Source organism: Streptomyces sp. CB02414, from assembly GCF_001905385.1.
Taxonomy (GTDB): Bacteria; Actinomycetota; Actinomycetes; order Streptomycetales; family Streptomycetaceae; genus Streptomyces.
Genome location: NZ_LIPF01000009.1, coordinates 1 through 21,640, shown reverse-complemented (window position 1 = coordinate 21,640; position 21,640 = coordinate 1). Strand labels below are relative to the sequence as shown.

The following is a 21,640-nucleotide window of genomic DNA, read 5'->3' as shown; positions in this document are numbered from 1 at the left end:
TTTCGGGCCGCGTCCGCGGGAAGCCCTTGACGCCAAGGGCGCCCGCCCGGATTCTGTTGCGTATAGCGCTCTCCAGTGCGCCATGTGAAACATCATGTTACCGAAGCGTCCGGATCGCGGAAGGGTACGCGTGCCGCCCCCTCCCCACCACGCGGTCCGTACCGAGAGGGGAGCCCATGATTCCCGTCTGCCGTCTCGAAGACCTCCCCAAGGGTGAGTCCGTCCGCGTCGCGACCAGTCCGCCGATCGCCGTCTTCCACACCGACGACGGCGACCTCTACGCCGTCGACGACACGTGCAGCCACCAGGACGCCTCCCTCTCCGAGGGCTGGCTGGAAGGGTGCCTGGTCGAGTGCCCGCTGCACGCCGCTTCCTTCGATCTCCGCACCGGCCTGCCGACCTGCCTCCCGGCCCGCTGGCCCGTCCGCACCCACGGCGTCGTCGTCGAGGACGGTGTGGTCCACGTCCGTCTCGCCGCGCAGGAGGGCAGCGCCGCATGAGGACCGTCGCCGTCGTCGGCGCCTCCCTGTCCGGCCTCTACGCCGCCCGCGAACTGCGGGCCCAGGGCTTCGACGGCCGCCTGGTGATCGTCGGCGACGAACCCCACCGCCCCTACGACCGGCCTCCCCTCTCCAAGGGCTTCCTCACCGGCCGCACCGGCGAGGAGCAACTGGCGCTCACCGACAGTGAGGAGACCGCCGCTCTGGACGCGGAGTGGTTGCTCGGCGTGCGCGCCCGCGGCCTGGACGCCCGCGGTCGTACGGTGCTGCTCGACGACGGCCGCACCGTGTCCGCCGACGGTGTCGTCGTCGCCACCGGCGCGTCGGCCCGGCGCCCCCCGGTCCGCGACCTCGCCGGCCTCCACACCCTGCGGACCCTGGACGACGCCCGCGGCCTGCGCGCGGAGCTCACCCGCGGCCCTCGCCGGGTCGTCGTCGTGGGCGGCGGCTTCATCGGCGCGGAGACCGCCTCCTCGTGCGCCGCCCTCGGGCACACCGTCACCGTCGTCGAAGCCGCCCCGCTGCCACTCGTGCCCCAACTCGGCGCCGCCATGGCCGCCGTGTGCGCCGGGCTGCACCGCCGCGCCGGTACGGAACTGGTGACCGGCGCGACCGTCACCGCGCTGCGCGGTACGGCCGCTGTCACCGGCGTGGCGCTCTCCGACGGCCGCACCCTCCCCGCGGACGTGGTGGTCTTCGGCATCGGCGCCGCGCCCAACACCGCCTGGCTGGCCGGTTCGCCGCTGGTACGGAACGACGGAGTCCTGTGCGACGACGGCTGCGTCACGTCCCTGGCGCAGGTGGTCGCCGTCGGCGACGTGGCCCGCGTCGGCGGCACACGCGCGGAGCACTGGACCTCCGCCACCGGGCAGCCCCGCGTCGCCGTGACCAACCTGCTCGCCGGGCGGACCGTGCGGAGCGCCGTAGAGGAGCCGTACTTCTGGTCCGACCAGTACGGCGCCCGCATCCAGTTCACCGGCCGGCGCCGGCACGGGGACAGCGTCCGCATCACCGAGGGCGGGATCGCCGACGGCGTTCCGGGCCCGGACGGATTCCTCGCCCGCTACGAACGGGACGGACGGACGACCGCGGTGCTCGCGGTGGACAGGCCGCGCTCCTTCACGCGGGCCCGACGCGAACTCGCCCGAGAGGCCGGACTGGTCCGATCCGCTCAGTCGTGAACGGAGCCCTCCCCGGGCCCGGCCGGCTCAGGGGTGCGACAACTGCCCCGCGCCGCCCCGCCTGCGTATCCGCTCCTGTGCCCGCTCCGCGGACCGGGCCTGTCGCCTCGCCCGCCGCCGCTCGCGCCGCATCGCCCGCGCGGTGCTGCTCGGCACGGAGACCACGCCGTGCCGCTGGTTCCAGACCTGCCGGGTCACCCACACGTCCAGCACGCCCCACGTGGCCACCACCGTGCCCGCCACGCTGCCGAGCACCATGGGGAACGCCAGCCAGGACCCGGCCAACGTGCACAGGAAAGCCACCATCGCCATGATCAGCGTTACGGCTACGACCAGCACCGCCCGCACGGCCGCTGTACGCACTGGATCCGGCAGCCGGCGCCGCCGGGCGGGCTCCTCCGTCCACAACGGCCGGTAGGCCGGCCGCTCTTCACGCTCTGCGTGCCGGTCCGCCCGAGTCCGCCGCTCGGGCCCCGGTGCGTCCGGTTCCGCCGGGACCGGTCCCGCCGACGGAATGTCGCGATCCGGCGCCTCGCGCACCGAGCGGGCCGTCGACCCGGCCGCACCACCGTCCTCGGGCGCCTTGCGCCGCTCCGCCGTGCCCATCACCATGTCACTCCCCACCGCCTGCAGACCGCTCGCCCGTGTCCGAGGACACGGCTCCCCTCTGGCTGCCCGGCTTGCGCTGCTTTACGCCGCCCGGGGGCGGGATGCGGCTCCTGTGGCCGATTCCGCCTCCATTTCCCGTAGTGAAGGACGAACGACGGCCGCTCAAGATTCCCGGGAAGCCCGCCCGGCCGAAAAAATCCGGCCAACCCACCCGCTCTCAGGGCGGGGCGCCGCACCCCGCCCGGCGTCGGATCCCGGTGGGCAATCTCCCGCAATGGCCGGACAACTGGCCATCACCGTACGGCGGTGCGGAGGTTCGGATTCCGGACAGGTCTTCGAGTTACCTGTGTGTCAGTAGTAGGCTCGCGCCGTTTGTTGACGCACATGTGTACCCCCTGCCGGTGGGGGACGAGCTGGGGGAGGCCATGCGCTTTCGCGGGAAGTCGATCCGCCGGAAGATCGTGGCGCTGCTTCTCGTGCCGCTGGTCTCCCTGACCGCGATCTGGGGCTTCGCAACGGTGCTCACGGGACGCGAGGCGAGCCGCCTGTTCGACGTCACCACCGTCGTCGAGGAGATCGGCTACCCGGTCGAGGACACCATCCGCGTCCTCCAGCAGGAGCGCCGCCAGACCCTCGTCCACCTCGCCGACCCGCGCGCCTCCGACGGCCTGGCCGCCCTGGAGCGCAGCCGCACCGCCACCGACGAGGCCGTCGCCGAGATCCGCCGGGGCGCCGCGGACGCCGACGTCCGCGACGCGATGGGCCGGGCCGAACAGGAGCGGCTCACCGCCGTACTGGACGCCTTCGACGGCATCGGCTCGCTGCGCCGCAGCGTCGAGGACGGCACCGTCGACCGGGCTCAGGCCCTCGGCCTCTACAACCGGCTCGTCGACCCCTGCCACGAGCTGCTCGCCAACCTCCACGTCGTGGACGACGTGAACCTGGACAAGCAGTACCGCGCACTCGTCAACGTCTCCCGCGCGCGCGAGCTGCTCTCCCGCGAGGACGCCCTCCTCGGCTCCGCCCTGGTCACCGGCCGGCTCACCCGCGCCGAGGCCCGTGACGTCTCCGACCTCGTCGCCCAGCGGACGATGATGTACGACATCAACCTCCCGCTGCTGCCCGCCGCCGAACGCGGCCGTTACCAGCGCTTCTGGAAGAACGCCGCCTCCGCCCCCCTGCGGACCGCCGAGCAGGCGGCCGTCTCCACCGAGGCCGGAATGCCCCGCGGCGTCACCGCCCAGAGCTGGGACACCGCCGCGGGCAGCGTCCTCGACGAACTGGGCGACCTCGACGACCACGCCGCCGACCGCTACCAGGACCGCGTCGACCCGGTCGCGACGAACACCATCGCCAAGGTGGTCGTCGCCGGCGCCCTCGGCCTGATCGCCCTGCTGTTCTCCCTCTTCCTGTCCGTGCGCGTCGGCCGTTCCCTCATCCGCGACCTCAGGCAGCTGCGCCTGGAGGCCCACGAGGCGTCCGGCGTCCGCCTGCCCAGCGTGATGCGCCGCCTCTCGGCGGGCGAGGAGGTGGACGTCGAGACCGAGGTGCCGCGCCTGGAGTACGACAAGAACGAGATCGGCGAGGTCGGCCAGGCCCTCAACACCCTCCAGCGCGCCGCCGTGGAGGCCGCCGTCAAGCAGGCCGAACTCCGTGCCGGCGTCTCCGAGGTCTTCGTCAACCTCGCCCGGCGCAGCCAGGTGCTGCTGCACAAGCAGCTCACCCTGCTGGACACCATGGAGCGCCGCACCGAGGACACCGAGGAACTCGCCGACCTCTTCCGCCTGGACCACCTGACCACCCGCATGCGCCGGCACGCCGAGGGCCTGGTCATCCTCTCCGGCGCCGCCCCCTCCCGGCAGTGGCGCAAGCCGGTCCAGCTCATGGACGTGGTGCGGGCCGCCGTCGCCGAGGTCGAGGACTACGAGCGCATCGAGGTCCGCCGGCTGCCCCGCGTCGCCGTCACCGGCCCGGCCGTCGCCGACCTCACCCACCTGGTGGCCGAACTCCTGGAGAACGCCACGGTGTTCTCCCCACCGCACACCGCCGTACAGGTCCTGGGCGAGCGCGTCGCCAACGGCTTCACCCTGGAGATCCACGACCGGGGCCTCGGCATGGCGGGCGACGCCCTCCTCGACGCCAACCTCCGGCTCGCCGAGACACCGGAGTTCGAGCTGTCCGACACCGACCGCCTCGGCCTGTTCGTCGTCAGCCGGCTCGCCCAGCGGCAGAACGTCCGGGTGTCCCTGCAGCCTTCCCCGTACGGCGGCACCACGGCCGTCGTCTTCGTCCCCGACGCGCTCCTGACGGACGACGCCCCGGACACCAACGGCGTCGGCTTCCGTCTCGACCGCCCCCAGCACGTGACGGAGAAGAAGCGGGAGGAGAGCCGCCGTTCCGCCTTGGCCCACGTTCCCGCACGCCTGCCGGGACGGCCGTCCCCGTTGCTGGACGGGCCGGTGGAACTGGAGGCGCCCGTCGACCTGGACGCCCTCGACGACCTGGCGGGCGGGCTCGGCGACCAGGACAGCGAACGGGGCGGCCTGTTCCGCCCGCGCCGCTCCCTCGTCACCGCGGACGACGACGACCCGTCGGCTGCCCGCCGCTCGGACGGGCGCCGCCAGGACCGGAACGACGACGCAGCGTCACCCGGGGGCGAGGAGGCGGCGAGCGGGCCGGTCGCGCCGCCCCGCCGCCGGACCCCGAAACTGGTCAGCTCGCACGGGCGGCCGGTCCCCGAACGGGCCGGCCCGGACGACGTGGACGAGACGCCCACGAAGGACTCGGCCCGGAGGGAAGCCCGGACGACGCCGCGGGAACGACCGGACGAGCCCCCCGCGCTCCCGGCCCGTCGCCGGCGCGAGAACCGCGCCGAGGACCGTACCGCCGGCCGCGACGGCGGCCGGGGCATCACCGGCACCGACCGCGCGGAGACCGACGCGCTGCCGTCCCTGCCGGCCCGCCGCCGCGGCGCGTCTCCCATGCCACGGGGCTCTTCGGCCCACGACGGCGAGCACCGCGCCCGGGGCACCGCCCCCGAGCCCGGCGCCCCGGGCACACCGCCCGCCGCCGGACCCGGGACGGGCGCCCTGCCCCGGCGCGTACGGCAGGCCAACCTCGCCCCCCAGCTCAGGCAGAGCGCCGAAAGACCGGCCGAGGACCGCCCCGACCCCGCCGACCGGGACGCCGAGGAGGTACGCAGCCGTATGGCCTCGCTCCAGCGCGGCTGGCAGCGCGGCCGCCGGGAGAACGCCGCCGGGGACGACGTCCCCGGCGGCACAGCACCACAAGCACCACGAGGAACGACTAAGGGGGACGGTCGATGACCGCACCGAAGGCGACCGGCCAGACCACCACCAAGTCCGGCGAGCTCAACTGGCTCCTCGACGACCTGGTGGACCGTGTCGCGAGCATCCGCAAAGCCGTCGTCCTGTCCGGCGACGGACTGGCGACCGGGGCCTCCAAGGACCTGACCAGGGAGGACAGTGAGCACCTGGCGGCCGTGGCGTCCGGCTTCCACAGCCTCGCCAAGGGAGTGGGCCGCCACTTCGAGGCGGGCAGCGTCCGGCAGACGGTCGTCGAACTCGACGACGCCTTCCTGTTCGTCACCGCGGCCGGCGACGGCAGCTGCCTCGCCGTCCTCTCGGACGCCGACTCCGACGTCGGCCAGGTCGCCTACGAGATGACCCTCCTCGTGAAGCGGGTCGGCGCGCACCTGGGCACCGCCCCGCGCACCGATCTGCCCTCGGGTGGGTAAGCAGGATGACATGAGCGCAGACGGTCAGGGAAGCAACCACTGGTTCGACGACGAGGCCGGCCCCGTCGTCCGTCCGTACGCCATGACGCGCGGCCGCACCTCCAGTGCGGGCCAGCACCGCCTCGACCTGATCGCGGTGGTCGTCACGGAACCCCACGCGGACGACCCGGAGGCGGATGTCACGCTCGCCCCGGAGCACGTGGACATCGTCGGACTGTGCCGGCACACGCCCCTGTCGGTCGCCGAACTCGCCGCCGAACTGGACCTGCCCGTCGGGGTCGTACGGGTCCTGGTCGGTGACCTCGTGGACAGCGAACTGGTCCACGTGAACCGGCCCGTGCCCCCGGCCGAACTGCCGGACGAGGGCATCCTGCGCGACGTGATCAACGGCCTGAGGGCACTGTGAAGGGGCACGGGAGCGCCGCGAACCGGCCCGGGGACACGGCAAGCGGCACGTTAAGGAGAAGAGATCGATGATCTTCGGGCGTTCTCAGCGCGGCAAGCCGCCGGTCGAGCCCGTCACGCTCAAGATCCTGGTGGCCGGCGGCTTCGGCGTCGGCAAGACCACCCTCGTCGGCGCGGTCAGCGAGATACGGCCGCTGCGCACCGAGGAACTGCTCACCGAGGCCGGACGGCCCGTCGACGACGTCAGCGGGGTGGAGGCCAAGCACACCACCACCGTCGCCATGGACTTCGGCCGGATCACCCTGCGCGAGGACCTGGTCCTGTACCTCTTCGGCACGCCTGGCCAGGAGCGGTTCTGGTTCATGTGGGACGAGCTCTCCGAGGGCGCGCTCGGCGCCGTCGTCTTGGCCGACACCCGCCGCCTGGAGGACTGCTTCGCCGCCGTCGACTACTTCGAACGCCGCTCCATCCCGTTCCTGGTCGGCGTCAACTGCTTCGAGGGATCGGCCCGCTACCCGGCCGAGACCGTCCGCCAGGCCCTGGACCTCGACCCGGACGTGCCACTGGTGATGTGCGACGCACGCGACCGGGAGTCGGTCAAGGAGGTCCTCATCGGAGTGGTCCAGCACGCCATGGCCCAGGCCGCGGACCGCCGCCGGGCCGTCACGACCTGACGGCCCCGGAGCATCGGGGCACGGAGACGTTCCGCACGCGCGCGTGCCCCGAGCCCCGGCTAGCCCTCGCCGTCGCCGTCCTCCATCCACCCGAAGCTCTTCTCCACCGCCTTGCGCCAGTTCCGGTACTCCCGGTCCCGCACCGACGCCTCCATGGCGGGCGCCCACTCGGCGTCCGGACGCCAGTGCGCCTTGAGCTCGTCGAGGCCATTCCACACACCGGTGGCCAGCCCGGCCGCGTACGCGGCGCCCAGGCAGGTCGTCTCGGAGACCCGGGGCCTGATCACCGGCACGCCCAGGACGTCCGCCTGGTGCTGCATCAGCAGACCGTTCCCCGTCATGCCGCCGTCGACCTTCAGGGTCGTGATGCGCACTCCGGAGTCCTGGTACATGGCGTCCACGACCTCGCGCGTCTGCCAGCTCGTGGCCTCCAGCACCGCCCGCGCGAGGTGCGCCTTGGTGACGTACCGGGTGAGCCCGGTGACGACCCCGCGCGCGTCCGAGCGCCAGTAGGGGGCGAACAGTCCGGAGAAGGCGGGCACGATGTACGCGCCGCCGTTGTCCGCCACGCTCGCCGCGAGGGGCTCGATCTCGTCGGCGTCGCGGATGATGCCCAGCTGGTCGCGGAACCACTGCACCAGGGCCCCCGTGACGGCGATCGACCCCTCCAGACAGTAGACGGGCGGCTCGTCTCCGATCTTGTAGCCCATCGTGGTCAGCAGCCCGCTCTTCGACGGCACCGGCCGCTCACCGGTGTTGAGCAGCAGGAAGCTGCCCGTGCCGTAGGTGTTCTTCGCCGTACCCACGTCGTAGCAGGCCTGGCCGAACACGGCCGCCTGCTGGTCGCCCAGGGCGGAGGCCACGGGGACGCCGGCGAGCTGCCCGACGGCGGTGCCGTACACCTCGGCGGAGGACCTGATCTCCGGGAGCACGGCCTCGGGGATGTTCATGGCCGACAGGATGGCCGGGTCCCACTCCAGGGTCCGGAGGTTCATCAGCATGGTGCGCCCGGCGTTGGTCACGTCCGTGACGTGGCGGCCGCCGTCGGTGCCGCCGGTGAGGTTCCAGATCAGCCAGGAGTCGATGGTGCCGAAGGCGATCTCGCCCCGCTCGGCGCGGGCCCTGAGCCCGGGCACGTTGTCGAGCAGCCAGGCCGCCTTCGGTCCGGAGAAGTAACTGGCCAGCGGCAGCCCGGTCTGCTCGCGGAAACGGTCCTGCCCGTCCGTGCCGCCCAGCCGGCGGCACAGCCCGGAGGTGCGCGTGTCCTGCCACACGATGGCGTTGTGCACGGGCTTGCCGGTCGCGCGGTCCCAGAGCACGGTGGTCTCGCGCTGGTTGGTGATGCCCAGCGCGCTGAGCTGGCCGGCGCGGAGTCCGGCCTTGGCGAGCGCTCCCGCGACCACCGCCTGCACCTTGGACCAGATCTCGGTGGCGTCGTGCTCCACCCAGCCGGGCTTGGGGAAGATCTGACGGTGCTCGCGCTGGTCCACGGCGACGATCGTGCCGTCCCGGTCGAAGACGATGCAGCGGCTCGAGGTGGTGCCCTGGTCGATTGCGGCGACGTACTTGGCGGAGTGGTCCGTCATGGCTACCCCTTGGGCTTGGCCGGTGATGGAGGAGTGCTGCGGCGGCGGCCGGTCAGAAGGCCGCGTTGTAGATCAGCCCGGCGAGCGCTCCGCCGATCAGCGGGCCTGCCACCGGGATCCACGCGTAACTCCAGTCGGAAGTGCCCTTGTTCGGGATCGGCAGGAACGAGTGCACGATGCGCGGGCCGAGGTCGCGCGTCGGGTTGATGGCGTAGCCGGTCGGCCCGCCGAGGGAGAGACCGATGCCGACGACGAGCAGGGCGACGATCAGCACCAGCGTCCCGGACTCGCCGAGCCCCTCCGTCAGTCCGAAGGCGAGGATCGGCAGGACGAGCCCCACGGTCGCGATGATCTCCGTCATCAGGTTGGCGACCGGGTTCCGGATCTCCGGGACGGTCGAGAAGATGCCGAGCGTCGGCACCGGTTCGTCCGCCGTTCCCTCGGTGGTGCCGGTCTTGCGCACGTTGGCCTGGAACTGCGCGAAGTACGTGAGGTAGCACAGCACGGCGCCCAGCATCGCGCCGACGAACTGCCCCAGCACGTACACCCAGACCTTGCCCCACTCACCGGTGTCGACGGCGATCCCGAGCGTGACGGCCGGGTTGAGGTGTCCGCCCGAGAGCGGGGCCGCGGTGTACGCGCCGGCCAGCACGCCGAACCCCCAGCCGAACGCGATCACCACCCATCCCGCCGCGCGGGCCTTGCTGTACCTGAGGGTCACGGCGGCGCAGACACCCGCGCCGAACAGGATGAGGATCGCCGTGCCGATGATCTCGCCGACGAAGATGTCTCCGTTGCTCATGACGGCTCCTAGGCCCCGGCCGGGACGACCGGTCCCGGTCCGCACGTGCGGGTGCGCTTTCCCATGGCGTCCTGCCCCGAGGGGGCGTGAGTGACGAGCGTGCCGTAACAGCCGAACCGGCCGTGGGGGAGTGGACCTCGAAGCACAGGAGGACCCGCGCGACGCAGTGCCGGAATACGCCGAGATGTACGGCGATGTCGACTGACACCGGAAGTGTTCACCGGCACCCGCGGAGCGTCAAGGTGGCCGACCGCAACGGTTCGCGAGCCGTGCCGCGGCCGTCCCGGGCCGGTTCCGGTCGGAGGGCGCGGTGCCGCTCAGCCGGCCTGTGCCGCTGCCTCCGGGGGGGGGCGTTGTGGGCGGGATTCCCGGTGGCGGGGATGTCCGTGAGCGGGTTCGTGTCGCCGGCCTGGGTGTTCCGGGCCGACTTCCGTCGGAGGGGGAGCGGCTCCTCAGTCGGTCTGCCCGCTGCCCCGGGGCTGTCCCGCGTGGATTCGCGCCGGCGGGAAATCGTCCGTGAGCGGGTCTCGGTCGCAGTTCCAGGAGTCGGTCCCCCCGGACGGCCTCCCCGCCGCCGGGGAGGCCGTCCGTCAGCCCGTCTGCGCCGCTGTCCGGTTCGAGCCGCGCCGGACCTCGTGCCCCGGCGTTCCCGCCCGGCCCAGCACCCAACTCGCCCCGCCCAACGCCTTCGCGGCCTCCTTCAGCGGGGCCAGACAGGCCGCCGCCTGCCGATGGTCCAGGACGCTCCCGGGCAGACACAGGACGGTCGCCAGGGACAGCGTCACGGACCGCCCGCCGGCCGACCACGGCACGTCCAGCACGGACGCGGCCAGCGGATCCAGTTCCTCCGGATCGGTGAGCACCAGGAAGTCGTCGCCACCGATGTGCCCCACGTCGGTGGCCCCCGACGCCGACCGCAGCAGCGCCCGGCCGACGGCCCGGATCAGCTCGTCGCCCGCCGCGAACCCGGCCCCGTCGTTCACCTGCTTGAAGCGGTCCACATCGAGCCAGCTCAGCGCGAAAGCCCGCCCCTCCGCGATCCGCCGGTCCACCTCACCCGTGATCGCGTCCGAGCCGGGCAGCCGGGTCAGCGGATTCAGCCCGGCCGCCTCCTCCACCCGGCTCTCGGCCAGCGCCCGTACGAGATCCGCGAGCCGCACGACGCCCACGCACCGTCCGTTCGCGTCGACCACGGCGACGTCGTCCGAGGTACGGCCCCGGCCGCCGACCGCCACGACGTCCAGCACCTCCCAGGCCGTCGCGTCGACGCCCACCGTCCGCGGCACGTCGCCGAGCTTGGCCGCGGGCCGGTCGGCGTACAGGGCATGCCCGTAGCGCCCCGACATCGACAGCAGGAAACGGGACCGGTGCACCGACCGCACCGGGACTCCGTTCCGGTCCACGAGCAGCACCCCGGACACGTCCGGCGACCCGGTCAGCAGCGCCCGTACCCGCCCCGCCGACGCCGTCGCGGGCAGCAGCGCGGCCGGCCGCACGAACTGCCGCACCGACGGACCTGAACGCCGTGCCGGCGGGACGCCGGGGGAGCCGGGCGGAACGTACACGTCCGCCGCCGGCAGCCGCGCCGGCGGCGCGAACAGTTCCCCCTGCGCCCACTGCGCGCCGGCCGACCGCGCGGCGGCGTACTGCGCCTCCGTCTCCACGCCCTCGACGGACAGCAGCGCCCCCAGTCCGTCGCACAGCACCCGCATCGCCCGCACCGCCGCGGGCCGCGCCAGCAAGGAGGCATCGAGCTTCACCAGCTCCGGCGCCAGGTCCGCCAGCAGCCGCAGCGGCGCGTCGCCGTCACCCACCCCGTCCGCACAGATCCGGAATCCCTGGCCCCGCACCGTGGACACCGCCTCCAGCAGCGCCCGCCGCGGCACGTGCGCGTACGGCGGGCAGACGTCCAGCGTGACCTCCCAGGGCATCCGTCCCGCCTCACGCACGGCGTCGTACAGGGGCTGGAGACCACCGAGGTCGGCCAGCGTGCCCGCGAACACGTTGACGTGCAGGGGCAGCAAGGTCTCCTTGCGCACCGCCGCGCGGAACGCGGACACCGCCAGCCGTGCGTCGAGTTCGGAGTCGCGGCGGGCCTCGGCCAGGATGTCGCCGCTCTCCGGGCGGGCGAGTATCTCCAGCGCCGCGACCCCGCCGGTCGTCAGGTTGACCACCGGTTGGAAGGCGAAGCGGAGACTGTCCGTCCAGGAGCGCACGGGAGCAGGATGGCGTCTCCCGCACCCGACCGGGCCCAGTTCATGAGACGTTCACGCATGATTCCGAATCGCTCACAGAGCGTACGCGGCGGGGGTGCCGCCGGTCCGCCCACTTCCCCCGCGCCGCTCCCGCCTGATAGATGCAGGGAACATGACACGTATCCCCACCGCGTTCCGTGGACTGGTCACCGCCCTCGCCGCTCTGGTCGCCGTGACCGCCGCCCCCGCCACCGCCCAGGCGAAGCCCGAACCCAGGGCGCCCGAGGACTTCGTGTCCCTGAGGAGCGTCGACCCCACGATCATCCAGGAGATGCGCTACGTCACCCGGCACAACTTCGTCGGCGAACCGATCGACGGCTACCGGCAGCGCCTGTGCATCCTCACCCGCCCCGCCGCCGAAGCCCTGCACCGGGCCCAGACCCGCCTGCTGCGTCAGGGCTACTCCCTCAAGGTGTACGACTGCTACCGGCCGCAGCGCGCCGTCGACCACTTCGTGCGCTGGGCCGAGGACCTCGACGACCAGCGGATGAAGGCCGAGTTCTACCCGGAGGTCGACAAAACCCGCCTGTTCGCCGACGGCTACATCGCCGAGAAGTCCGGCCACAGCCGCGGCTCGACCGTCGACCTCACCCTCGTCAAGGTCCCGGCCAGGCCGACGCGGCCCTACCACCCCGGACAGCCCCTGGTGCCCTGCTTCGCTCCCCAGGAGGAGCGCTTCCCCGACAACTCCGTCGACATGGGCACCGGTTACGACTGCTTCGACACCCGTTCCCACACCCTCGACCCCCGCATCCAGGGCAACCAGCGAGCCAACCGGCTGCTGCTGAAGAACACCCTGGAGAACGTCGGCCTGGTGAACCTCCCCGAGGAGTGGTGGCACTTCACGTACAAACCCGAGCCGTACACGGACACATACTTCGACTTCCCGGTCTCCGCCAAGTCCCTCGCCGGCCGCCGCTGAGCCGCCTGCCGGAGCCGCCCGCCGAGCCATTGGATACAGTCCGCCGCGTGTCCGAAAATCAATCCTCCGTTCCCGACTCCGCGCCCGGCTCCCACTGTTCGAGCTGCGGATCGCCCTACGGAGAGGGCGTCTCCGGCTGGCCCCGCACCTGCCCGGCGTGCGGCACCGCGGCCTACCGCAACCCGCTGCCGGTCGCGGTCGCCCTCCAGCCCGTCTACGACACCCAGGGCACCGCCCTGGTCGTCATCACCCGAACCGTGTCCCCCGCGCGCGGGGGCGTGGCACTGCCCGGCGGCTACGTCGACGACCGGGAGGACTGGCGGCAGGCCGTCGTCCGCGAACTCAAGGAGGAGACGGGCATCGACGCCGCGAGCCGCGACGTACGCCTGATCGACGCCATGAGCTCGCCCGACGGCCACCTGCTGCTCTTCGGACTCCTGCCGGAACGGCCGGCCGAGAGCCTCCCGCCCTCCGCCGCCACGAGCGAGACCGAGGGCTGGCACCTGCTGCGCAGGGCGGAGGAGCTCGCCTTCCCGCTCCACACCCGGGCCGTACGGGCCTGGTTCGAGGGCCGCTACGTCTGAGCTGCCGCTACATCTGGGTGGCCGCTGTCCGACTCGCCGCTACCCCGGGCCCGAGCACTCCGCGAGCCCGCGGACGCGGACCGGGCGGGACGGCTCGCACACGCCGTCCTCGCCCTCCCGCTCCACCACCACCCGCCGACCATCCCAACGCGAGCCGTACCGCTCGATCTCCGGTTCCTCCCAGCCGTCGCCCGCGTCCGGTACGACCAGTCCGCCGCCGGTCCGCCCCCGCGCGGGCGCCCACACCTCCAGCACCGTGCCACCGCCCTCCCCGCGCACCGGAATCACGGCACCCGCGCGGGCGAACACCGGGATCCGCGCCACGGGGGCGTCCACCAGAACCTGCGCGGGCCCCTCGTACGCCCGCTCCGTCGCCGTGTCGTACCAGCGGCCCCGAGGCAGCCGCACCGCACGCCGCTCCGCCCCCGGGTCCAGCACCGGCGCGACCAGCAGGCAGTCGCCCAGCAGGAAGGCGTCCTCGCAGTCCCGCAGGGCCCGCTCCTCCGGAGCCGACCACCACAGGGGACGCACATAGGGAGCGCCCGTACGCCGGGCCAGGTGCGCCAGCGTCACGAAGTACGGCAGCAGTCGCCGCCGTCCGTCGAGCACCACGCGCGCGTGCTCCAGCACCTCGGCACCGAAGCCCCACGGCTCACCCCGCGTGCGGAACAACGGCAGATGAGCCGCCAACTGCAGCCACCGCAGATACAACTCCGGCGAAGCGCTCCCGTCCGCCCCGCCCACGTCCGGCCCCGCGTAGGGCACCCCGCACAGCCCGAGCCCCGTCACCACCGCCAGCGAGGCCCGCAGCCCGGGCCAGCCCGCACCCGCGCCCCCGGTCCACACACCGCCGTACCGCTGCATGCCGGCCCACCCGGAACGGGACAGGACGAACGGCCGCTCCCCGGGTGTCAGAGCCCGCAGCCCCTCGAACCCGGCGCGGGCCATGCACAACGCGTACACGTTGTGGGCCTCCCGGTGGTCGCCGTCCCGGCCCTCCAGCGAGTGCCGCGCCGACAGCGGCAGCGTCGGCTCCCCGAACGCGGCGAACGACGTGGGCTCGTCCAGGTCGTGCCAGAACCCGGCGAAACCCCGCCCGAGCCGCTCCTCGTACCACCCGCCCCACCACTCGCGCACCCGCGCGCGCGTGAAGTCGGGAAACACGACCTCCCCGGGCCGCGCCACGCCGCGCACGGGGGACCCGGAGGCGTCCCGCACGAACACGTCCTCTCCCGTCCCGCCGTCGTACAGGGCGTTGCCGGGCACGGCCGGGACCGTGGGATCGACGACCGACACCAGCCGGACACCGTCCCGGCGCAGTTCCTCCGCGAGAACGGGCAGCTTGGGGAACCGCCTGTCGTCCACGGTGAACACCTGCCGGCCGTCGAGATGCCCGGCGCCCAGGTGCACGGCGTCCAGCGGCAGGTCACGCTCCTGGAAACCGGCGACGACCCGCCGCACCTCCTGCTCGTCACCGGAACCCGACCGCGCATGCTGGTGACCGAGCGCCCACACGGGCGGCAGCGCGGGTGCCCCGGTGAGCGAGGCCCAGGCGAGCAGCACCCGCGCGGGGGTGCCCACCGCCACCCAGCACCGCAACGGACCCCCCTCCATCCGCAGCACGCTCCGCCCCGGCCGGTCGTGCCCCGACCCCGCCCCCTCCTCGCCCTCCCGCAACGCCACCGTGCCGTCCCACGAACTGTCGTGGAACACCAGGTGCGTCCCCGCGTCCGCCACCACCAGCTGCACCGGCATCGCGACCGACGACCGGTCCTCACCAGGCGCGAAGCCCGGTTCCCGGCTGCCGTTCCACAACCGGTACGTGTTCTCCCGCAGCCGGGGACCCGCGGACCGCCCGCCCAGCCCGAAGAACCGGGCGTCCGCCGCCACCTCCGACCGCAGCGTCCAGCGCGCCGGACCGCCGCCGGCCGGCTCCCACCAGCGCGGCGGCGCCTCCCGGCGCAACACCACACCCCCGGGCGTACGCACCTCGACCGCCCCGTGCCGGGAGACGGCCACCGTCGCCCGCTCGGCCACCACCCGCCAGCCGCCGCCCTTGTCCGGCTCCAGCACCGCTCGCGGGTCCGGCTCCGGGCAACGGCCCGCCAACGCGTACGACGGCTCCGGCCCGGCCCCGTCCCACCCCCAGAACACCGCCCCGTTCACGGCGACGAGGACGCGCAGCTCCGAGCGGGCGAACCGGACCGTCCCGCCCCCGGGCCCGGGCTCGACCTCCCGCATCGCCCCCGGCACCCGGGCACGCTCCGCACTCCGCGGCGGCAGCCCCGCGGCGTCCGCCCGCCGCCTGCGCCACGCCGCCCGCACGGTACGCAACCCCTGCGCAGCCCCCGCGGAACCGACCGCTTTCATCGAACGCACCAGGTCACGACCGTCCATGCTGCTCACCCTGCCACCGACCGGCACCCGCGCGGGACGCGTTCAACTGCCGTTCACCCGTGATGCCACCACATCTTCATGACGCCGACTATGTGGGGCGCGCCCTGGTGCGGAAGTCGATCACATGGCATCGTCCCTGTCAGCCGCGTCACGCGCACACCCCAGCCCGTGCGCGGAGGACGCACACGACGCGCACAGTCCGGGAGCCGCCCATGTCGACCCTGAACCCCCAGCCGCTCTGGCAGCCGGATCCGCAACGCATCGCGCGAGCCCGGATCACCGCGTTCCAGGCCTGGGCAGCCGAACACCACGGCGCGCCCGCCGAAGGCGGCTACGCGGCCCTGCACCGCTGGTCCGTCGACGAGCCCGACACGTTCTGGAAGGCGGTCACGGACTGGTTCGACGTACGCTTCACGACCCCCTACGCGCGCGTACTGGGCGACCGCACCATGCCCGGCGCCCAGTGGTTCCCCGGCGCCACGCTCAACTACGCCGAGCACGCCCTGCGCGCGGCGGCCACCCGCGCGGACGAACCGGCCCTCCTGTACGTCGACGAGACCCACGAACCCAGCCCCGTCACCTGGGCCGAACTGCGCCGCCAGGTCGGCTCGCTCGCCGCCGAACTGCGCGCCCTGGGCGTACGCCCGGGCGACCGCGTCAGCGGGTACCTCCCCAACATCCCCCAGGCCGTGGTCGCCCTCCTCGCCACCGCCGCCGTGGGCGGCGTCTGGACCTCCTGCGCCCCCGACTTCGGCGCCCGCAGCGTCCTGGACCGCTTCCAGCAGGTCGAGCCCGTCGTCCTGTTCACCGTCGACGGCTACCGCTACGGCGGCAAGGAACACGACCGCCGCGAAACGGTCGCCGAACTCCGCCGCGAACTGCCCACCCTCCGCGCGGTGGTCCACATCCCGCTCCTCGGCAGCGAGGCCCCCGAAGGCGTGCTGGAGTGGGAAACGCTGACGGCCGCGGACACGGAACCGGTCTTCGAAGAGCTGCCCTTCGACCACCCCCTGTGGGTGCTCTACTCCTCCGGCACCACCGGCCTGCCCAAGGCCATCGTCCAGTCACAGGGCGGCATTCTCGTCGAGCACCTCAAGCAGCTCGGCCTGCACTGCGACCTCGGCCCCGAGGACCGCTTCTTCTGGTACACCTCGACCGGCTGGATGATGTGGAACTTCCTCGTCTCCGGCCTCCTCACCGGCACCACGATCGTCCTCTACGACGGCAGCCCCGGCTTCCCGGACACCGGCGCCCAGTGGCGCATCGCCGAACGCACCGGCGCCACCCTCTTCGGCACCTCCGCCGCCTACGTCATGGCCTGCCGCAAGGCCGGCGTCCACCCCGCCCGCGACCACGACCTCTCCAAGGTCCAGTGCGTCGCCACGACCGGCTCCCCCCTCCCGCCCGACGGCTTCCGCTGGCTGCACGACGAGTTCGCCGCGAGCGGCGCCGACCTGTGGATCGCCTCCGTCAGCGGCGGCACGGACGTCTGCTCCTGCTTCGCGGGCGCCGTCCCCACCCTCCCGGTGTACATCGGCGAACTCCAGGCTCCCGGCCTCGGCACCGACCTGCAGTCCTGGGACCCCAGCGGTAAACCCCTGACCGACGAGGTCGGCGAACTCGTCGTCACCAACCCCATGCCCTCGATGCCGATCCGCTTCTGGAACGACCCCGACGGCAGCCGCTACCGCGACAGCTACTTCGACACCTACCCCGGCGTGTGGCGGCACGGGGACTGGATCACCGTCACCTCACGGGGATCGGTCGTCATCCACGGCCGCTCCGACTCCACCCTGAACCGGCAGGGTGTCCGCATGGGCTCGGCCGACATCTACGAAGCCGTCGAGCGGCTGCCCGAGATCAGGGAATCCCTCGTCATCGGCGTCGAACAGCCCGACGGCGGCTACTGGATGCCCTTGTTCGTGCACCTCGCCCCCGGCGCCGCCCTCGACGAGGCCCTGCTGACCCGCATCAAGCAGACCATCCGCGAACAGCTCTCCCCGCGTCACGTCCCCGACGAAGTCATCGAGGTGCCCGGCATCCCGCACACCCTGACCGGCAAGCGCATCGAGGTCCCGGTCAAGCGCCTCCTCCAGGGCACCCCGCTGGACAAGGCGGTCAACCCCGGCTCCATCGACAACCTCGACCTGCTCCACTTCTACGAGGAACTCGCCCGCAAACGCACCTGAACAGGCACTTCGCGAGCCGGCCAGGCATCCGACGGCCGGCTCGCGACGCCTGCCCCGACGCCGTTGTCAGTGCCGCCGGTTACTGTGAGTGAGCATTGATCGACTGCGCACAGGGGGAAAGATGGCGCACACCGACCAGACCACGCGACGCGTCCTGCGCCGGGAAATCGCCGGCACCATCGGACTGCTCACCGACGAGCACGACTTCCGCGCCATGCGGCGCTACCGAAGTTTCACGTTCGACGACCACGCCGCATATCTCCACCAGGTGGAAGCCCTGCTCAAAACACGCGCGGCACAAGGCACCCACACCACGATCGCCCTCTTCGACCCCGAGGAGTACGCCGAGTACTGCACGGCGGCGGGCCTCGACCCAGACGCCCCCGCCAGCCGCAGCCGGTTCACCGCCGAACTGGCGGCCGGCGGCCCCACCGTCCCCTACGACGGCCGGCCACTCGCCGACCTCCTCCCCGCCCTCGTCGACGAAGCGGTCCGCCAAGCCACCCGGGAGTACGCCGCCACCCTCCTCGCCCGCCTCGGCAGCTGCGCGACCTGCGGCGAGGACCTGGGCAGGGCCGCCTACACCCGCGCATCGCGGCTCCTCCTGCGCGTCCTCGAAACCGCCCCGCCGGGCAGCCGCCACCTTGTCTGCAGCGTCTCCGGCTCCCCGGAAACCCTCGTCTCCGTACTCCACGCCGACGACGAACTCGACGGCACTCCGCACGTCGACGAGGCCGAAGCCGTGGAATTCACCGGCGTCCTCGCCCTCGGCCTGGCCACCCACAGCCCCGGCGGACTCGTCATGCGCGTCAGCACCCCGGGCGGCCCCGACCGCATCCACGGCTGGCGCCTGCGCGGATACGGCCTCGAACCCCTCACCGCCGGAGAGGTCTTCGACGCCTACTGCACCGACATCGAGTCCGGCGACCTCATCTCCCCGGAATCCAACGTCGACTACTGCGCACCACCCGACCTCGGAAACGACCACATGCCACCGGGACACCACCACTGAACGCGCGCGGGGCGCCCCACCCGAAGATGGAGCGCCCCGCACCGCGGCCAAGCAGACGGCCTCGCCCGGCCCTACTCGCCGGACAGCACCCCCTGAGCGGCGCTGCGCGCCTCCTCGGCGCTCTCCGCCGCCCGGGCGGCCGCCGCCGCACGCTCACACTGAGCGAGCGTGAACTTCGCCAGCGTCGCCCGCACAAACGGCAGCGACGCGGCGCCCATGGAAAGAGAGGTGACGCCCAGACCCGTCAGCACACACGCCAGCAGCGGATCCGACGCCGCCTCACCGCAGACACCGCAGCTCTTGCCCTCGGCCTTCGCCGCCTCCGCCGACAGCGCGACCAGGTCGAGCAGCGCCGGCTGCCACGGGTCCTGCAGCCGGGACACCGCGCCCACCTGGCGGTCGGCCGCGAAGGTGTACTGCGCGAGGTCGTTCGTCCCCAGCGACAGGAACTCGACTTCCTGCAGCACCGAGCGTGCCCGCAGCGCGGCCGACGGGATCTCCACCATCGCGCCGAACTTCGCCCGCAGCCCCGCCTCGCGGCACGCGTCCGCGAACGCCTTGGCATCGGCCCGGTCCGCCACCATCGGGGCCATGACCTCGAGGTAGACCGGCAGGCCCTCCGCCGCCTTCGCCAGCGCGGTGAGCTGCGTGCGCAGCACCTCCGGGTGGTCCAGCAGCGTCCGCAGCCCGCGCACACCCAGCGCGGGGTTCGGCTCGTCGCCCGGCGTCAGGAAGTCCAGCGGCTTGTCCGCTCCGGCGTCCAGCACCCGCACGACCACCCGGCCCTCCGGGAAGGCCTCCAGCACCTGCCGGTACGCGGTGACCTGCTTCTCCTCGGACGGCGCGTTCTTGCTGTCGTCGAGGAAGAGGAACTCGGTACGGAAGAGACCCACACCCTCCGCACCGGCCTCGACCGCGGCGGGCACGTCGGCGGGGCCGCCGATGTTCGCGAGCAGCGGCACCTTGTGACCGTCCGAGGTCGCGCCCGGCCCCGTCGATGCGGCCAGCGCGGCCTTGCGCTCGGCCGCCTCAGCCTCCATCCGCGCCTTCTTCTCCGCGCTGGGGTTCACGAAGAGCTCGCCGGTGCTGCCGTCCACGGCGACGACCGTGCCCTCGGGAAGCTCCCCGGCACCGGGCAACGCCACCACGGCGGGCACCCCGAGCGCCCGCGCGAGAATCGCGCTGTGGCTGGTCGGTCCACCCTCCTCGGTGACGAAACCGAGCACCAGCGTCGGGTCGAGCAGGGCCGTGTCCGCCGGCGCGAGGTCGCGCGCGATGAGGACGTAGGGCTCGTCGCTGTCCGGCACGCCCGGCATCGGCACCCCGAGCAGACGCGCGACGATACGGTTCCGCACGTCGTCGAGATCCGCCACACGACCCGCCAGGTACTCACCGGCACCGGCCAGCAGGGCGCGATAAGCGGCGAAGGCGTCGTACGCCGCCCGCTCGGCCGTGCTGCCGACCGCGATCCGCCGCTCTACGTCCGCCATCAATTCGGGGTCCTGGGCCATCATGGCCTGCGCCTCGAGCACCGCCTGGGCTTCGCCCCCCGCCAGGTTGCCGCGCGCCATCAGATCGGCGGCCACCGCCTCCACGGCCTTGCGGGCGCGCCCCTGCTCACGCTCGGCGTCCTCGGCCGGAATCTGCTTCGCCGGCGGCTCGAGCACCGCCGTCCCCATGTGCCGAACCTCGCCGATCGCCACGCCGTGGCTCACACCGACGCCTCGCAGCGTTGTCTCCATCTCACCCGTCCCGATAGTGCGGCGGGTCCCGCCGCCGCGGTGGTTGTCCTACCAGCCGTCCTGCGACGGCGCCGGCGTCACTTCCAGAGGAAGAGACTCTCGCCGGCCTTCACCTCGCCGTCCTCACGGAGCTCGGTGAGGGCCTCGGCGGTCGCTTCGAGGGCCACGATCGGGCAGACCGGCGACTTGCCCGCGGCCTCGACGGCGGCCGGGTCCCAGCGCACCACGCCCTGCCCGCGCACGACGGTGTCCCCCTTGTTCACCAGCAGCTCGAAGCCCTCCCCATTGAGCTGCACGGTGTCGATACCGAGGTGGGTGAGAACGCCGTGCCCGCTCTCGTCGACCACGACGAAGGCGTGCGGGTGCAGAGAGACGATGACCCCATCCACGGGGGCCACTGCCTCACCGGCCTCCCGGACGGGGTCGATGGCGGTACCCGGGCCGACCATGGCCCCGGAGAAGACGGGATCGGGCACGGCGGCCAGTCCGATGGCACGTCCTGCGAGTGGGGACGAGACGGTGGTCATGGGAAGCCTCCCAGGGGCGGGGATGTATATGGGCCGTCACTGCCTGTCCCGGACGGCGCACTGTGCAGCAGGGTATGTCATAGGAAGTACCGGTTCCGCATGAGTGTTCCGATTAGAGGTCTAGACCACACTCCCCCCGGATTTGCACCCGTTCCGCGGCCCCGTGTAGAGTCGTAACTCCTGCCTGGGGCTGAGCGACGCGAAGCAAGCGTCCTCGCAACGGCAGCATCCAACTTGTCAGATCCTATCGCTGGATCGCCTTCTGCATGCCCGCAGGACGGTGGTCAGAAGCACCGGGAAAGCCTGATAGTGTTGGAAACACCGAAGGGAAGCGCCCGGAGGAAAGCCCGAGAGGGTGAGTACAAAGGAAGCGACCGTTCCTTGAGAACTCAACAGCGTGCCAAAAGTCAACGCCAGATATGTTGATACCCCGTTACCAGCCATCAGGCTGGTACGAGGTTCCTTTGAAAAAACACAGCGAGGACGCTGTGAACGGTC

Annotated in this window: 17 protein-coding genes; 10 read left to right on the top strand and 7 right to left on the bottom strand. The window is 72.7% G+C overall.

The window, feature by feature from the left end:
* The first annotated feature begins 176 nt into the window (after positions 1–176).
* Positions 177–500, top strand: a complete 324-nt coding sequence (locus AMK11_RS27255; protein ID WP_073730735.1) for a bifunctional 3-phenylpropionate/cinnamic acid dioxygenase ferredoxin subunit — start codon at positions 177–179, stop codon at positions 498–500.
* Positions 497–1,681: an NAD(P)/FAD-dependent oxidoreductase gene (locus tag AMK11_RS27250; RefSeq protein ID WP_073730734.1), complete on the top strand. Its 1,185-nt coding sequence runs from the start codon at positions 497–499 to the stop codon at positions 1,679–1,681. Before AMK11_RS27255 ends, AMK11_RS27250 begins: the two co-directional genes overlap by 4 nt.
* A 27-nt stretch (positions 1,682–1,708) precedes the next feature.
* On the opposite strand, the gene AMK11_RS27245 is transcribed toward AMK11_RS27250, so the two are convergent.
* A complete protein-coding gene (locus AMK11_RS27245) occupies positions 1,709–2,293 on the bottom strand; it encodes a hypothetical protein (protein WP_073730733.1) in 585 nt (194 codons plus the stop codon).
* Positions 2,294–2,715: 422 nt separating this feature from the next.
* Here AMK11_RS27245 and AMK11_RS27240 point away from each other — a divergent pair, with 422 nt between their 5' ends.
* From AMK11_RS27240 to AMK11_RS27225, 4 genes are all read left to right on the top strand, one after another.
* Positions 2,716–5,616, top strand: a complete 2,901-nt coding sequence (locus tag AMK11_RS27240) for a sensor histidine kinase (protein ID WP_073731066.1) — start codon at positions 2,716–2,718, stop codon at positions 5,614–5,616.
* Positions 5,613–6,047 carry a roadblock/LC7 domain-containing protein gene (locus AMK11_RS27235; RefSeq protein ID WP_073730732.1) on the top strand — a complete coding sequence of 145 codons (435 nt, stop codon included), beginning with the start codon at positions 5,613–5,615 and terminating at the stop codon, positions 6,045–6,047. The genes AMK11_RS27240 and AMK11_RS27235 overlap by 4 nt, the downstream gene beginning before the upstream one ends.
* Positions 6,048–6,057: 10 nt before the next feature.
* Positions 6,058–6,453: a DUF742 domain-containing protein gene (locus AMK11_RS27230; RefSeq protein WP_073730731.1), complete on the top strand. Its 396-nt coding sequence runs from the start codon at positions 6,058–6,060 to the stop codon at positions 6,451–6,453.
* A 67-nt stretch (positions 6,454–6,520) separates the two neighbouring features.
* Positions 6,521–7,126, top strand: a complete 606-nt coding sequence (locus tag AMK11_RS27225) for a GTP-binding protein (protein WP_073730730.1) — start codon at positions 6,521–6,523, stop codon at positions 7,124–7,126.
* Between the two features lie 59 nt (positions 7,127–7,185).
* On the opposite strand, the gene glpK is transcribed toward AMK11_RS27225, so the two are convergent.
* The 3 genes from glpK to AMK11_RS27210 form a co-directional block, all read right to left on the bottom strand.
* Positions 7,186–8,712, bottom strand: coding sequence for a glycerol kinase GlpK (gene glpK / locus AMK11_RS27220; protein WP_073730729.1), 1,527 nt, complete (start codon positions 8,710–8,712; stop codon positions 7,186–7,188).
* A gap of 52 nt (positions 8,713–8,764) precedes the next feature.
* Positions 8,765–9,514 (bottom strand): MIP/aquaporin family protein, encoded by a 750-nt coding sequence (locus tag AMK11_RS27215; RefSeq protein ID WP_073730728.1) that lies wholly within the window; start codon positions 9,512–9,514, stop codon positions 8,765–8,767.
* Between the two features lie 590 nt (positions 9,515–10,104).
* Positions 10,105–11,730, bottom strand: coding sequence for a GGDEF domain-containing protein (locus AMK11_RS27210; protein WP_073730727.1), 1,626 nt, complete (start codon positions 11,728–11,730; stop codon positions 10,105–10,107).
* A gap of 151 nt (positions 11,731–11,881) precedes the next feature.
* On the opposite strand from AMK11_RS27210, the gene AMK11_RS27205 reads away from it, so the two are divergent.
* Entirely contained in the window at positions 11,882–12,691 is an 810-nt protein-coding gene (locus AMK11_RS27205) for a M15 family metallopeptidase (protein WP_073730726.1), read from the top strand.
* 47 nt (positions 12,692–12,738) lie between these two features.
* Positions 12,739–13,275 carry an NUDIX domain-containing protein gene (locus tag AMK11_RS27200; RefSeq protein WP_073730725.1) on the top strand — a complete coding sequence of 179 codons (537 nt, stop codon included), beginning with the start codon at positions 12,739–12,741 and terminating at the stop codon, positions 13,273–13,275.
* Between the two features lie 39 nt (positions 13,276–13,314).
* Here AMK11_RS27200 and AMK11_RS27195 read toward each other — a convergent pair whose 3' ends face one another.
* Positions 13,315–15,672 carry a glycoside hydrolase family 31 protein gene (locus AMK11_RS27195; protein ID WP_073730724.1) on the bottom strand — a complete coding sequence of 786 codons (2,358 nt, stop codon included), beginning with the start codon at positions 15,670–15,672 and terminating at the stop codon, positions 13,315–13,317.
* 212 nt (positions 15,673–15,884) lie between these two features.
* Here AMK11_RS27195 and AMK11_RS27190 point away from each other — a divergent pair, with 212 nt between their 5' ends.
* Positions 15,885–17,861, top strand: a complete 1,977-nt coding sequence (locus AMK11_RS27190) for an acetoacetate--CoA ligase (RefSeq protein WP_073730723.1) — start codon at positions 15,885–15,887, stop codon at positions 17,859–17,861.
* Between the two features lie 121 nt (positions 17,862–17,982).
* Positions 17,983–18,873, top strand: coding sequence for a hypothetical protein (locus tag AMK11_RS27185; protein ID WP_073730722.1), 891 nt, complete (start codon positions 17,983–17,985; stop codon positions 18,871–18,873).
* A gap of 71 nt (positions 18,874–18,944) precedes the next feature.
* Here AMK11_RS27185 and ptsP read toward each other — a convergent pair whose 3' ends face one another.
* Entirely contained in the window at positions 18,945–20,615 is a 1,671-nt protein-coding gene (gene ptsP, locus AMK11_RS27180) for a phosphoenolpyruvate--protein phosphotransferase (protein ID WP_073730721.1), read from the bottom strand.
* Between the two features lie 77 nt (positions 20,616–20,692).
* The gene (locus AMK11_RS27175) at positions 20,693–21,142 is read right to left on the bottom strand and encodes a PTS sugar transporter subunit IIA (RefSeq protein WP_073730720.1); all 450 of its coding nucleotides are present in this window, start codon (positions 21,140–21,142) and stop codon (positions 20,693–20,695) included.
* Positions 21,143–21,640: the final 498 nt, after the last annotated feature.